At 40.8% G+C, this 14,909-nt stretch carries 11 protein-coding genes and 1 riboswitch; of the genes, 7 read left to right on the forward strand and 4 right to left on the reverse strand.

The window, feature by feature from the left end:
• Nucleotides 1–12 precede the first annotated feature (12 nt).
• Both F0227_RS04605 and F0227_RS04610 read right to left on the reverse strand, forming a co-directional pair.
• Nucleotides 13–762, reverse strand: a complete 750-nt coding sequence (locus F0227_RS04605) for a chromosome partitioning protein ParA (protein WP_253822037.1) — start codon at nt 760–762, stop codon at nt 13–15.
• An 18-nt stretch (nt 763–780) separates the two neighbouring features.
• The gene (locus tag F0227_RS04610; protein WP_171752004.1) at nt 781–939 is read right to left on the reverse strand and encodes a hypothetical protein; all 159 of its coding nucleotides are present in this window, start codon (nt 937–939) and stop codon (nt 781–783) included.
• A 366-nt stretch (nt 940–1,305) separates the two neighbouring features.
• Nucleotides 1,306–1,403, forward strand: a riboswitch (glycine riboswitch).
• Between the two features lie 101 nt (nt 1,404–1,504).
• On the opposite strand from F0227_RS04610, the gene F0227_RS04615 reads away from it, so the two are divergent.
• Nucleotides 1,505–2,881, forward strand: coding sequence for a sodium:alanine symporter family protein (locus F0227_RS04615; RefSeq protein WP_171752005.1), 1,377 nt, complete (start codon nt 1,505–1,507; stop codon nt 2,879–2,881).
• 59 nt (nt 2,882–2,940) lie between these two features.
• Here F0227_RS04615 and F0227_RS04620 read toward each other — a convergent pair whose 3' ends face one another.
• The gene (locus F0227_RS04620) at nt 2,941–3,597 is read right to left on the reverse strand and encodes a LysE family transporter (RefSeq protein ID WP_171752006.1); all 657 of its coding nucleotides are present in this window, start codon (nt 3,595–3,597) and stop codon (nt 2,941–2,943) included.
• 167 nt (nt 3,598–3,764) lie between these two features.
• Between F0227_RS04620 and F0227_RS04625 the strand changes: the two genes are divergently transcribed.
• The gene (locus tag F0227_RS04625) at nt 3,765–5,246 is read left to right on the forward strand and encodes a carboxypeptidase M32 (RefSeq protein WP_171752007.1); all 1,482 of its coding nucleotides are present in this window, start codon (nt 3,765–3,767) and stop codon (nt 5,244–5,246) included.
• A gap of 542 nt (nt 5,247–5,788) precedes the next feature.
• Nucleotides 5,789–6,418, forward strand: coding sequence for an N-acetyltransferase (locus tag F0227_RS04630; RefSeq protein WP_171752008.1), 630 nt, complete (start codon nt 5,789–5,791; stop codon nt 6,416–6,418).
• A gap of 585 nt (nt 6,419–7,003) precedes the next feature.
• Here F0227_RS04630 and F0227_RS04635 read toward each other — a convergent pair.
• Nucleotides 7,004–8,296 (reverse strand): DEAD/DEAH box helicase, encoded by a 1,293-nt coding sequence (locus F0227_RS04635; RefSeq protein WP_171752009.1) that lies wholly within the window; start codon nt 8,294–8,296, stop codon nt 7,004–7,006.
• A gap of 378 nt (nt 8,297–8,674) precedes the next feature.
• Here F0227_RS04635 and F0227_RS04640 point away from each other — a divergent pair, with 378 nt between their 5' ends.
• From F0227_RS04640 to F0227_RS04655, 4 genes are all read left to right on the forward strand, one after another.
• Nucleotides 8,675–9,043 (forward strand): VOC family protein, encoded by a 369-nt coding sequence (locus F0227_RS04640; RefSeq protein ID WP_171752010.1) that lies wholly within the window; start codon nt 8,675–8,677, stop codon nt 9,041–9,043.
• Nucleotides 9,044–9,238: 195 nt separating this feature from the next.
• Nucleotides 9,239–10,009, forward strand: a complete 771-nt coding sequence (locus F0227_RS04645; RefSeq protein WP_171752011.1) for a transporter substrate-binding domain-containing protein — start codon at nt 9,239–9,241, stop codon at nt 10,007–10,009.
• A 423-nt stretch (nt 10,010–10,432) separates the two neighbouring features.
• Complete coding sequence (locus F0227_RS04650; protein WP_171752012.1) at nt 10,433–12,802, forward strand: diguanylate cyclase; 2,370 nt, start codon at nt 10,433–10,435, stop codon at nt 12,800–12,802.
• A gap of 208 nt (nt 12,803–13,010) precedes the next feature.
• Entirely contained in the window at nt 13,011–14,903 is a 1,893-nt protein-coding gene (locus F0227_RS04655; protein ID WP_171752013.1) for a methyl-accepting chemotaxis protein, read from the forward strand.
• The last annotated feature ends 6 nt before the right edge of the window (nt 14,904–14,909 follow it).

A 14,909-nucleotide genomic window follows, 5' to 3' on the forward strand; every position in this document is an offset into this window, starting at 1 on the left:
ATGATGTGAAAATTAAAGGCCTAACTGATCAGCAATTTGCTCAATTTCTCGTAGATCAAGTTTGTGCACTTCAATCATTTGGTCCATCTGGCTAATGTTGGAGTTTACTTCGTCGTGCAAATCGCAAGATTTTGACGATGCATCCCAAGATTTACCCTCTAAAAAGAGATCGCACTCTTTTTTATAACGCTCTAGTTTAGGCGCTAGCGACTCTCTTTCTGTTTGTAAACGAGTGAGTTGCTGCTTGATATTTAGCTCCCGCTGAAACAGCTCTCTAGAGCGCTCAAGCATGGTTGACTGCATATCTGTTTGTCGAGTCAATGAGGCAATCTCTTTACTATTGGCGTCAAGCTTGGTTTTTTGCTGCTCCACTAGCTGCTCTAACTCGATGTTTATTTTTTCTAGTTCAGTGATTAACGTCTTCGACTGCTGTTGCTGCTGTTGGAACTCTTCATTCTTAATAGTCAGAGCGTTAGATACTCTTTGCTCGACTTCCTCTTCAAGATTGGCCTGCTTCTCTTCTACTACGGTAATTTTCTCTACCACAATATCTTTTTGCTGTTGTTCGAAAGTAGCAATTTTTGACTCTAAAACTTGGTAAGCAGACTGCCACTTACTTTTAGTCGCAATAGAACCAATAAGGCCTCCCATTGCTAAACCTAAAATGGCTGCAATAACAATATAGAGAATGGTGTGTTTATCCCTCTCTTCTATAACGACGATATCGTCGTCTTGCTCAACAGCGTCATCTTCTATATTCACTTAATCTGTGCTCCTTTACTAATGCAACAGCTCGCTGACCACCAAAATAATCGTATATGCAGCAAAACCACATATAAAAGCAAGAGTTACGCTCTGTTGTACATTTTTATTAGTCCCATAACGTATTAAAAATACGGATAAGGCGATAAAAGCAGCAATAGCGATCATTCTGGTCATATATTCTCCTCAGTATGGTGTAGTTATAGCATTTAATTATCATTTTTACGTTAGATTCTCGCGAGTTATTTGCTTATTTGTCTATATATTGGCCACTTGAGCCAAACACTACTGACATCACACTTTTTTTTATATAACATGCGCAATACAGAATATTGGTAAATGAATTAGCTACCAATATTTGTTCCGATGAAGACTATAGGAGAGAGGTTTTTGTACTGCTTTATTGTTAAATAAAGGTTACAAAAACTCGCCGAAGAAGTAAATCTTTCAGGTGTCCGGTTCTGGTGAAATTCCAGGCTATGCCATCACTATCTTGTGCAACTATTCATAAGATATAGGTTGGTAAGGACGAGGACTGTAGTTGGAGGAACCTCTGGAGAGAACCGTTAAATCGGTCGCCGAAGGAGCAAGCTTGTCTTAAGACAGGTCAAACTCTCAGGCAAAAGGACAGAGGAGTGGAAAGTTACAACTTATTTAAGCTCAAATTTAGATATTATCTGGTGATCTTGTCACCGGCCTTTCCCTCTTCTCCTTAAATTTTATGTTTTATTAAGGGGAACCCATGAATAATTTTCAAAATATACTTCAAACAATCGATGGATTTGTTTGGGGACCACCACTACTTATCTTGCTTGTTGGAACCGGTGTTTATTTTACCTTCCGCCTCGGGCTATTGCAGTTTAGACACTTACCAACCGCACTTGGATTAGTTTTTTCACGCAGCAACAAAAACAGCGGAGAAGGCGACGTTTCCAGTTTTGCAGCACTTTGTACTGCCCTTTCTGCTACGATTGGTACCGGTAATATTGTCGGTGTTGCAACAGCAATTAAGCTGGGTGGTCCGGGCGCACTGTTCTGGATGTGGCTAGCGGCCTTATTTGGTATGGCAACAAAGTATGCAGAATGCTTATTAGCTGTTAAATACCGTAAAGTGGATGATAAAGGCCAAATGGTTGGTGGCCCGATGTATTACCTGCAATATGGTGTTGGTTCAAAACTGTTGGCAAAGCTGTTCGCTATCTTTGCACTCGGTGTAGCTTGTTTTGGTATCGGCACGTTTCCACAAGTCAATGCCATTTTAGATGCATCACAACTGTCATTTGGCGTATCACGTGACATGTCGGCCATTGTTCTTACCGCTCTTGTCGCATTTGTTACCGTTGGTGGTATCAAATCTATTGCACGAGTCGCCGGAAAAGTTGTTCCTGCCATGGCGGTGTTTTATGTACTCGCTTGTTTAATGGTACTTGTCTCAAATGCCGATCAGCTACTAGCGGCTATCGAGCTTGTTATCGTTTCAGCATTTACCAGCAGTGCCGCAACAGGTGGCTTCTTAGGAGCTAGCATCATGCTGGCGATTCAATCTGGCATCGCTCGTGGCGTGTTTTCTAACGAATCAGGATTAGGTAGTGCACCAATGGCGGCTGCCGCTGCAAAAACAGACTCCTGCGTTCGTCAAGGATTGATATCCATGACCGGAACCTTTTTCGACACCATCATCATCTGTACCATGACAGGTTTAGCATTGATCATGACAGGCGCATGGCAAAGTGACTATGCCGGAGCAGAAATGACCACGCACGCTTTCGCTGTCGGGTTAGATTCCGGTACTTTTGGCCCATTAATGGTATCGATAGGTTTGATCTTCTTCGCTTTCACCACCATTTTAGGCTGGAATTACTATGGCGAGCGTTGCGTTGTTTTTCTTATGGGTACGAAAGCCGTGCTGCCTTACAAAGTTATCTTTTTGCTACTTGTTGCATCGGGTGCTTTCTTAAAACTGGATATGATTTGGCTTATAGCCGATATCGTTAATGGTTTGATGGCCGTACCAAACTTGATCGGTTTAATTGCCTTGAGAGGGGTTGTTATCGAAGAGACCAAAAAGTACTTTGCTATAGACAGTGAAGACGAAATGGACTTTGCACCGCAACAATAGTTAGTCATAAAAAATGCCCGAATTATCGGGCATTTTTTATCTGTTAATGGTTCTATCTATTAATGGGTTGCTGATAAAGAAACGGGTGGCTCTTCTAAAATCAGTTTAATACCCAAAGCGATCAATACCGTACCTGTCACCCCTTCCATCCAACTCATAATAGCGCTGTTCTTTACCAATTTTTTTGCTGAGCTTACCGTGCCTGCAAGTGCACATTGCCATGCCATTGATAAAACAAAATGTATTGCCGCCATTGTTAAAGATTGAATAAACGGCGAGTAATTTGGATCGATAAACTGGGGTAAGAAAGCCAAGTAAAATACCGCTGTTTTAGGATTAAGTACGTTGGACAAAAAACCTTCTCTTAATGAACGCTTTGCATTAAAGGTTTGATGCGCTGCGTCATCAATTTTTAATCCATTATTTCCTTTAAACGTTGTTCGAAGGCCATTGAGTCCAAGCCAAATAAGATAGGCGGCTCCTATCCACTTCATCACCTGAAATGCTTGTGCCGATTGCAGTAAAATGGCTGAAACCCCCACCGCTGATAGAGTGGCATGAACGAATAGTCCAGAGCAGATACCCAAACTGGTGATATAGCCATCTTTCGCTCCCGCACGGCTGGTATTGCGAATAACGACGGCAGTATCAAGACCGGGAGTCAATGTGAGTATTGTGATGGCGAGAATAAATGCTTCAAAATTGATAATGTGCACAAACGGTTTCCTTGCGAGTTGCTGTCCTATTTAGGCGATATGAATAGGTTAAATCAATATCGCTTATTGGGTTATATCAATAATCCATCGATAAACCAAGTCTCAGATGACATTGGCGATAGTCGATGTCGGTGTTACCATTCTATTTTTGGCTATGGAATATAATAATGAGCGCATTTAAAAAGCTAACGGAACATTCTAAAAAAATCTCTCGCTTTAACCACCTCGCTGCAATTTGCGGTTGGGATCAAGCTGCTGTCATGCCTTCCGGCGGTAATCAAGCTCGTTCAGAGGCAATGGCCGAACTCTCTGTTCACATCCACAAATTACTGACTGAGCCTCAATTAGCGGAGTGGTTTGACCGTGCCGAGAGTGAGCCGTTATCGACTCAAGATGCCTCTTCCCTAAGAGAACTAAAGAGACAATGGCTACAGGCTAACGTACTGCCTGAAGAGCTAGTGCAAGCCAAGTCATTGGCGGGTTCTAAATGTGAGCACGCTTGGAGAACACAGCGAGGCAACAACGACTGGAAAGGCTTTGAGAAGAACTGGGCTGAAGTGGTTAAACTTTCGCAACAAGAAGCACAGATTCGCGCTGATGCTACCGGCTTAACACCTTATGATGCCATGCTGGACATCTACGAACCGGGAACGAGCTCAGAGTCATTAGATACGCTATTTAATAACGTCAAAGGCTGGTTACCTCAATTGATAGACGAGGTCATTGAAAAACAATCTAAACAAAGTTTTATTCAGCCTCAAGGATCATTCTCAACCAAGCAGCAAAAAGCACTTGGTCTTGATGTAATGAAACTTCTGCAATTTGATTTTGAACACGGCCGACTGGACGAGAGTGTTCATCCATTTTGTGGCGGCGTTCCTCAAGATGTCCGTATTACGACCCGCTATGATGAAACTGAATTTGTTCAATCTTTAATGGGTATTGTTCACGAGACGGGACATGCTCGTTATGAACAAGGACTTCCAACCACATTAGCCGGTTTGCCATCCGGTGAAGCACGTTCAATGGGCATTCACGAATCACAATCTCTATTTTTTGAAATGCAAGTAGGTCGAAGCGATGCCTTTATCCGCCATTTATCGACTATGGCTGAACAGCATTTTCAGGGACATGAACCTAGTCTGTTTAGCGAACAGAATTTTCAAAAGCTGTATACCCGAGTAAAAAAAGACTTTATTCGTGTTGATGCCGATGAACTTACCTACCCTGCGCATGTCATCTTACGCTACGAAATAGAAAAAGATCTGATTAATGGTGATATCAAACATACCGATGTTCCTGAGCTATGGAACCTAAAAATGCAGCAGTACTTAGGTTTATCTACTGAAGGAAACTTTACTAATGGTTGCATGCAAGACATCCACTGGACCGATGGGGCCTTTGGATATTTCCCTTCTTACACTTTAGGCGCTATGTACGCAGCGCAGTTTATGGCGTCGATGAAGAAAACGGTTGATGTGGATGCAGCGATTACATCAAAAGATCTTTCACCGATCTTCAATTGGTTATCAGAGAATATCTGGAGTAAAGGCAGTTTGCTGACCACGGATGAACTAGTTAGGGCAGCAACTGGTGAGACATTGAATGCTGAGCATTTTCAGGCGCATTTGAGAAGTCGTTATCTTTAATGGAATAAATCGATAGAGGCTGATCAGTTTATTGATTCAGCCTTTTTAATCATATTTTCAAAATATACTTTTCCCTGATTTGAATGCTGTATCCTTCGTCGGCCTCCACAATCACAAAATATCTTCATAGCTGCTAGCTCAGAATTGGACAAAACCTTCTTAGAGTATCTACATAAAATGGAAAACTCGGATAACTTTTGCTATCGGAAAGTAGCTCAGTGAAGTGACCTATTTTAGGGGATGGTTACAAATTGACCAAAGAGTAAGCCTATGCATTCCTCTCAACCCAATTAAGCACATGCTATAATATTTAGCATTGTAATTTTACAGCAATTAGGTTTAAATTACGCTCGCCTAAAATGATACTGAACGGTTGGTTATTCCGCTCCTTGTATGTCCCACATACAAACATTCATCGTTTTTACGATTCCATGGCACTTACCTTTATTTGGGGTAGTGCTGCTGTGGTTATCGTACCACTACTCCATATTTTATATGCTTAACATTGAATTAACTTATGTAATTAAAATTATGGAGTCTTTATGATCGTCCAATATAGAATTGAACCAATCACGCCAACTGATACAAAGCCACTGGTTCAGCTATTGCTAACATGTTTTTCATCCAACCAAGTGGAGTATGAGGGAAGCTCAAACACCGAATTTACTGAGTACCTTGAATACATGTGTATGCAATGCTGTGAGTCAGAACTGGGCTTTGTTGCACGTTGCAATACTAGCCATCAAATCCTTGGCGGGGTATTGTGCTGTGACCTGCAAGACTCTTTTTCTGCCCCAGAATTCCAACTTAATGTCGACAACGACCCAATGTTTGCCATTTTAAGACAACTCAACCTTTGCCACTTCAATAGTTGGGAAATCAATACAAATGAATACTTACAAATTAAATTTGTTGGTGTCGATTCAAATTATAAAGGTCATGGCGTCGCTGTAGAGGTGCTCAAGCGTGCCTTACTTGTTGGACAAGAAAAAGGCTTTTCTTATGCCCATGCGGAGTCAGCAGGAAATAGCTCTCAATATATTTTTAATCAAAAGCTAAATTTTGATATTTATGGAGAGGTAAAATACCGTGATTTTGTGTTTAACGGCACTACTCCATTTAAGGAGACTGAACAGCATCAGTCTATGCTATTAATGCTAAAAGAACTATAAGTTGTGATTCATAGACATCCCTTTCAACGAAATTAGATGTCTATGTGAAATGCTTTGTAGCATAGCCTCTTGTAATTAGTTAATAGGATGCTGAGGGATACCTGTCTTTCAGCAAATATTTGGACATTTTCGTGTCATTCCCCGCCAGCAAGGATTTGGACAGAGAAGCGTCTTATATTAGCTCCCCTAGAGTCCCACGTTCAGATAACTTCTCGTTTCCCAAAACGTCAAAGACCACCATTATTATCAGTGGCCGATATGCAAAGAACTGGACGTAATCTTTCATTTTAGTATTGACGTTCTGCTAACAATTTAACGACTTTAAATGAACAAATAAATTGAATATGAAAACAATTCTATGTTTTGGCGATTCCAACACTTGGGGGTGCTCCCCAGCCTTACCACGTAGATATAACCGTGAAGAGCGTTGGACGATGCTGCTTCAATCTAAACTACCCAATTATGTTGTGATAGAAGAGGGTTTGAACAGCAGAACTACCGTTTTGGAAGACCCTTATGAAGCAGGGCAAACGAAAAAAACGCCGATTGATTTACATCATCGGCGTTTAATATACGTTAACTTGCCTACTTCTTATTGGTTGCGGCTCTATTTTTCACGATTTTACGTAATCGAGCGCGTCTCTCAGCAGAACCTTGGTTGGCATCAGAAGGGTTGTTGGTACGAGTTTTACGATTTTTAAACGCTGGTTTGCTGTGCATTTTCTGCAATAGTGCATCACGGTTTTTTGGCTCATACCCTGCTTGCTCTACACGTCGAATCGTATGACCAATTAACGACTCTACTTGTTGCAACGTCAGTTCTTCTTCACGGCTAACAAAAGACACAGCGTGTCCTTTTTTGCCAGCTCGGCCTGTTCGGCCAATACGGTGAACATAATCTTCTGCCAAAAATGGCATATCGAAATTCACTACGTGCGGAAGATCTTTAATATCTAGCCCACGAGCAGCCACATCGGTTGCTATCATTACCCGCACCTTGCCGGTTTTAAACTCGTCAAGCGCTCTACGACGGGCACTTTGTGCTTTGTCACCGTGACATAGTACCGCTTTAATACCGTCTAGTTTGAGTTCTTTCAATAACGTGTTGGCTGTTTCTTTGTAGTTCACAAAGACCAATACCTGTTGCCAGTTCTTACGACCAATAAGTTCAGATAACATTTCATACTTTCTTTCTTGGTCTACTGGGTAGACAACATGCGCGATAGCGTCTGCCGTTACGTTTTCTTGAGCTACGGATACTCTTTTCGGTTGATTCAACATTTCAGCCGCTAGTTTGTTCATTTGCGGAGAGAACGTCGCCGAGAACAGCATAGTCTGTGGCTTTGTTGAAACACCAGACATAATGGTTTCAATTGATGAAATAAAGCCCATATCTAACATACGGTCGGCTTCATCGAAAACCAAGAACTCAAGGTTCTGTAGGGAAACACTTTTCTCATCCAGATGCTCAATTAAGCGACCAGGTGTTGCTACTAATATGTCGACACCGTTCTTTAGCTTTTGAACCTGTGATGACATTTTCACGCCACCATAAATGGCAGCCACACTCAATGATGTGTACTTGATATAATCTTCTATGCTTTGCGCAATCTGTGCCGCCAATTCACGAGTTGGAGCTAGAATAAGAGCACGTGTTTGAAAATGGTTATTATCTTTGCTCTTGTCTAGTATCTGCTGAATAATTGGCAGAGCGAAAGCGGCTGTTTTACCTGTCCCTGTCTGAGCATTCGCTAAGATATCGTAGCCTTTACGAGCGAGTGGAATCGCTTTCTGCTGAACAGGAGTAAGTTTTTCGTAGCCGCACTCGGACAGTGCTTTCACAATTTCTGGAGAAAAATTCTGAGATGAAAATGACATTGTTGTGTTCCTAAAATTAAACGGCTACGACCACGTAAAGCATAACCAAAAATACGGTGGCAGATTGTAGAACAAACTGTATCGAAACGGCAGTCATTTTACCAATTAGTCGCAATAAGCTCGAAAATACCACAATTTAGTGGCAACAAGTCATTTAGAAGCCATGCTTTTCAAGGTAAAAATACGGTCTAATCACTGCCAACGACTAACAGTGTAGTGGATTAGCATGATGTAATCACCGTTCGCTATTACTTCAATAGACACCGATTCGAACGAATTAACCTTTCCTGAAACACATAGCTATACTGTTTGTTACAGCGCAAACTGGCTTGAACTAGAAAAGCCAGTGAGCAATTTAGCAATCAAGTTGGAGAAGGTATGAATAGTTATATTTCTATATTTGAAATACCAGCATTAGATATTTCAAGAGCAATCAATTTCTACCAAGCAATTCTGGACATCGATATAGAGGAAATGGAGATGCCGAACATGGCAATGGGAATATTCCCTTATGAAAATCAGTCGGTTACCGGAGTTATTTTAAAGGAAGAAGGTTTCCTGCCTTCGTCAAATGGCGTGACTATATATCTAAACGGTGGAGATGACCTTCAAGTTGTTCTTGATGAAGTGGTGAAAAATCGTGGTGAAATCATTATCCCTAAAACAGCTCATGCTGATGAAAGTGGTTTTTTCGCCATTTTCCTTGATTCAGAAGGAAACAGAATGGGATTACATTCAGCAAATTGATTCAGCATCTTGATGGGTAACATTCTCCATCTCAAGTGAGGTTGGCTGACTCACCTCTTACGTTTAAAGCAGGATCTACTTGAGTTAAACAATCTAAATCTCATTAACAAGGGTTCAGCTTATGAAGTTCAAGTGTCTTTTTAACAACTCTTTACTATAGTTTAGCTAACTATTTCTTACATATTAGGCTGAAATTTGAAGCGTTTGTCACTACTGATTTTTTTGTTCTCCATGTACTTGTACGACTCAGAATTAAGCTTTGCCTCTGACTCTTCTATGACATTGACTCTAGCGGCAGTTGAATGGAAGCCAATGAACAGCCCGGAACTTGAAAATGATGGATATATGTCAGAAATAGTCCGCTCTGCCCTCTCTCAAATGGGTTATACCTTGGATATTAAATGGGCACCATGGAATAGGGTATTGGAGATGAGCAAACTAGGTGGCTACGACGGAATATTGGTCGCTTCTCATAAAAAGGAAAGGGAAAGCTACTTTGAATACTCACATAAAATTGGTAGTGAACGATTTATATTCTGGCAACGTAGCGAAGACGACTATTCTTACGATAGTTTAAATAGCTTTAACGGTATGAAAGTAGGAGTGCTACTCGGATCTAATTTCACTCAAGATCTCAAAAATCATGGCAACATCATTGTCGATGAAGTTAGTAATATTCGACAGAACATATTGAAACTCTCCCACGGTAGGATAGACGCATTTTTAGGCTCATATGATAATGTAAACTATATTTTAAATAGCGAATTGAGTGAGCATAGAGGCCAATTAAAACCCATCACACCAGATTACCGTACCTATGATTTATATATGCTTATTTCGAAAAAGCACCCGAATCATAAATCTATAGTGAAGGGGTTTAACCATTCATTAAAGAAAATGATCATGGACGGACGTTATGAGTCGATACTTGTAGAACATGGTATTTTGAATGTCAAAATCAAATAACGCCTTCAGCTGCTTCCTTACTTAAACACTATATATTCAATTCAGTTTATGGCTTCGATGTATAAGAGTGTCGATGTAAATTCGATGATTCTAGAGGGAGTTCCCTCCCCTTTATCTTGATTATCCAAAAATATCTGAAATAACGGCAATATGCTGATAACGGATAAATAGATTGTAACTGAAACAGGTAAAACGTTAATGCAAACCATTTTTAGACGCACTTAAGCAGTTTGACTCCTGAAGTATTAATGACAATATGGTTATTTATAGAGCTCTTTTAAAATAGGCTATACTTGTTCTATTGTTGTTAAGCCTTTATTTGATATGGATTTTATGCAATCTGACTCATTCATACACCAATCATTGGTAAGAGCGATCCAAATAATATCGATTATTTGGATTTGCTTAGCAAACAATGTCGCAATGGCTAATCAGCCAATAACGTTAGGTATCTTGGCATATTTGCCAGAAGAGCAAATGCTAGAACGCTACCAACCATTGGCTGACTATTTAACCGAAGCATTGCAGAATAGAGAAGTACAACTATTGCCCTTGTCTTACACTAATAATCAAGTGGAGGCGGCCATTGACAATAATAAACTTGACCTATTATTAACTAATCCAAGTCATTACATCAAACTTCGTACCACACATGAGTTAAGCGGTGCAATGCTTACTCAAGTCGTCCTCCGCTCCAATGAACTTGTCAGCTCTTTTGGTGGTGTAATAATAACTCATGCCGATAATTCACAGATTAACGCCTTAAGCGATTTGACAGATAAACATATAGCCGCCGCCGATATACGGTCCCTAGGGGGCTATCAAGCTCAAGCTTACGAAATTATTAAACAAGGCATTCAGCTAAAAGGCCCCTTCTCTTTCTTAAAAAAACACGATGCTGTCATCACCGCTGTTTTAAATGGAGACACAGATGTTGGTTTCATCCGTAGTGGTGTCATCGAGAGCATGGCACAAAAAGGCATATTAGACACAGCACAAATCAAGGTTCTGAATCAGAAACAGGATCCGGCTTTTCCCTTTGTCCACTCAACGACTCTGTACCCTGAATGGCCGTTACTTGCATTACCTAGGTTATCAGATAGTGATATTCGACGTGTAGCCTCAGCTTTGCTTGCTTTAAACATACACCACCCAGCAGCGAGCGCAGCAGAAATTGGCGGATTCAACCCTCCCGCTGATTACCAAGAAGTAGATAACTTAGCACGAACACTTAGGGTTCCTCCCTATGACGAGGCTCCCGAATTTACCTTCAATGACATATGGGATAAGCACTTTCAATTGTTGGTTGCAATAGCGGTATCACTAGTGGTTATCGTGCTTCTAGTCTCCCTGCTATTACACCGAAACAAGCAGTTACGCCATAGCGCAGAGAAATTGCGCCGAGCTGCGAGTGTTTTCTCAAACACAGGTGAAGGTATTTTCATTACAGACGCTAATGGCCTTATTTTGGATGTGAATGGCGCGTTTGAAGAAATTACTGGTTACGCACGTTCAGAAGTTGTCGGCAGAAGCTCAAATATACTGAAATCAAACTTACAAAGTCACGCGTTTTATCGAAGCATGTGGGAGACTCTAACGCGAACAGATGATTGGCAAGGGGAACTTTGGAACAAGCATAAGAATGGTGAAAACTACGCAATTCAGTTAACTATTGGTGTCATTAGAACTAATAATGGTCAAGTGAAAAGCTACGTAGCACTGTTTTCTGACATTACACAAAAGCTGTTTTTCTCTGCCATTGAACGCATTCGAACCAATGCCATGCAATCAGCGCTAGAGGGGGTTTCTTTAAATAAAACCCTTGATACCATCCTTAAAGATATTGAATCTTTAAGTACTGAAGCAAAATGTTCCATATTACTACTTGATCAATCAGGCAAGCATCTTCATAGCTGTTCTGCACCATCATTACCAGAAGCTTATAATCAAGCGATAGATGGGATCGCGATTGGTGACGGTATCGGCTCATGTGGAACCGCGGCTTATCGAAAGGAACGCGTAATTGTTGAAGATACCCAACAACATCCGTACTGGGCAGCATTTAAAGAACTCGCGGCTCAGTATGAGCTTGGTAGCTGCTGGTCTGAACCAATATTTGGTAAAAAAGGACGATTGTTAGGCACGTTTGCGATTTACCACAAAACTCCCCGAGTTCCGCTTGATAAAGATCTTCGCTTGATTACCCGTACCGTTGATTTTATCAGTCTTCTTATCGAAGAAAAGCGCGCGGAATCTGAGCTTAAACGTTTAGCAGCCGTTGATGAGTTGACCTCTTTGCCCAACCGTCGTCAACTTCTCGCTACCATCGATTCAGAAATTGCCCGAGCAAAACGTTATAGCACCCCGTTGTCGTTTTGTATGATTGACGTAGATTATTTTAAAAAAGTAAATGATCAACATGGGCATGATGCAGGTGATCAGGTTCTAAAAGCACTCTCTTTAACCATGAATGAGTTTATTCGTACTACCGATATGGTCGGTCGGTTAGGCGGTGAAGAATTTGGCATCATACTGCCGAACACCACTCAAGAAGATGCTTTGATTATGGCTGACAGGCTACGACTTGCGATCGAAAAGTTAACGGTATCTTATGGCGAAAAGTCTCTCAATGTAACAATCTCCATAGGAGTAAGCAGTTTTACTCAGCACTCAGAAATAGCACTCAGTAATGAGTTGCTCTCATTAGCCGATCGTTGTTTGTATTATGCCAAACGCAAAGGTCGAAATAGAATCAGCGATACTCCAATAGAACTTGATGCTAACATCCATTAATAATGGTTTATCCAATTTTTATACAGTGTCCACCACTTTTAAAATAGATCATTCCCCTCACCTATTTATTCTTCCAAATAATGCGTTTTATTGAACAGTACTTGCACTAATAGCATTTTTAATAGCCATTAATCTACTTCATGATATTGGTGGGCGCTGAGTGTAATGACCAGCGTAATAATTACAATAAACAATCCGGACCTCTCCAATGAAGAAGTTTAAATTTCAAATTATATGTTCATTAAGTATCATCCTTGTTTCGGTTGTCTCCACCATTATATTTCTAAACCATCAATCCTTTAGTGCTGAAAGTATTCAATTAAACAGAGCGCTTCTTCGTCAAAAAAATCATTCGTTTAAAGCGGTACTCGAAGAAAGAATAAGCGGCTATCGCGAAGCGCTCTCCTCTATCTCTGTTTCAGCCAATGATGTTCAGAATCAGCAGTTATCTGATGAACTTATTAAGCAATTACAGCCTCTGCATCGATCGCACAAGCAGATTAGCCAAGGCATTCGCGTAATTAATAATGATGGTGATGTATTTAACCAAGACGGCAAACTGCTCGGCTACAACGTAAAAAAACTGAACCGTTCTTACTACAAAGCCATTTTTATAGATGGCGACGACTTTTTTGTCTCCGAGCCGATCACGTCTGCCTTAACAGGCAAAGAAATAATTATTATTGTTCAAAAAGTAAGTAATTCAGTAGCAATAGGAACATCTGCATTTCTTGAATCAGTGATTGCCCAGCCGAATCAGCCAAAAAATCTATTTTTGTATACTAGCAATGGATCAATATTGATCTCCCCTTATGCTGAGCTGAAGGGAAAAAACATTTCTGATGTTCGTCAGCAATATAAAAGTTTCAGTAAAACGACACCCGAACTCAATTACAGTGCTGAACGTAATAATGAACAAATTTATTTCACTGCATTCTGGGACACCATAGATATTAATGGTTGGAACCTGGTTACGTTTGAACGTGACAAAATAATTGAAAGTGCGGTCTCAAAACAATTAATTTATTCTATGTGGGTGATGCTTTTGTGCCTCGGATTAACCGGCATTATCGCAATGTACGTTATTCATCGTTTAGTGTTAAAACCCATCGGAGGCGCGCCAAAAGAGATAGAGGCCTTGATGGGAGACATGGCAAAAGGAGAGTTATCTTTAGCTCATGTTCAGCGTGGCCATCAGTCCAACACCAGCAGTGGCATCTACGCTTCCGTGGTTAATCTTTCTGATCAGTTTTCCAAACTGATCATCAGCTGCCATAAAATATCTGAGAACATTGCTGCTTCCTCACATCAATTAAGTACCACAATGCAAAGTTCATTAGATAACGCAAAGCAGGAACTAAATCAGGTTGAACAGATATCGACAGCCATAACTGAACTTTCATCTACGTCTTTGGAAGTAAGTGATAATGCCGCTATTGCCGAACAAAAAAACCGACAAGCACAACATGAAGTGATGGAAGGCATTGCAACGCTTCAACAAAACATACTTTTATCAAACGAAATCAACCAGTCGGTAAATGACACTGCCACACTTATTGAGGAGCTGCGCGAGTTTTCGATGGAGATTGGTTCTGTTACCGAAGTCGTCGACTCTATCTCTGAACAGACTAATTTATTGGCCTTAAATGCGGCGATTGAAGCGGCTCGTGCGGGAGAGCACGGCCGAGGATTCGCCGTTGTTGCCGATGAAGTCAGAGCACTTGCTTCAAAGACCCAGCAATCTACCGCAAACATACAATCTATTATCGACAAGCTTCAAAAACACGCAGATAAGGCAAACAGTAATATGTGTCAGAATCTATCGTTAATCTCAGATTCAGTTGATCTTGCCGGTACTATAGAATCTACTTTTAAAAATATATCGGATTCAGTTGAATCGATTTCAGAAATGAACACACTGGTCGCCACGGCATCTCAGCAACAGCATAGTGTCACAGAAGAGATATCAAGCAACGTAAATCGCACTTACGACTTAGTACAGGAAAATGTTGAGTCAGTAATCCAGATTCAGCAGGCTTCGACAGAACTATCAAAAATGTCAGAGACACAAAAATCCGAACTGTCGTTTTTTAAAGTCTGATTACTG

Source organism: Vibrio sp. 99-8-1, from assembly GCF_013114595.1.
Classification (GTDB): Bacteria; Pseudomonadota; Gammaproteobacteria; order Enterobacterales; family Vibrionaceae; genus Vibrio.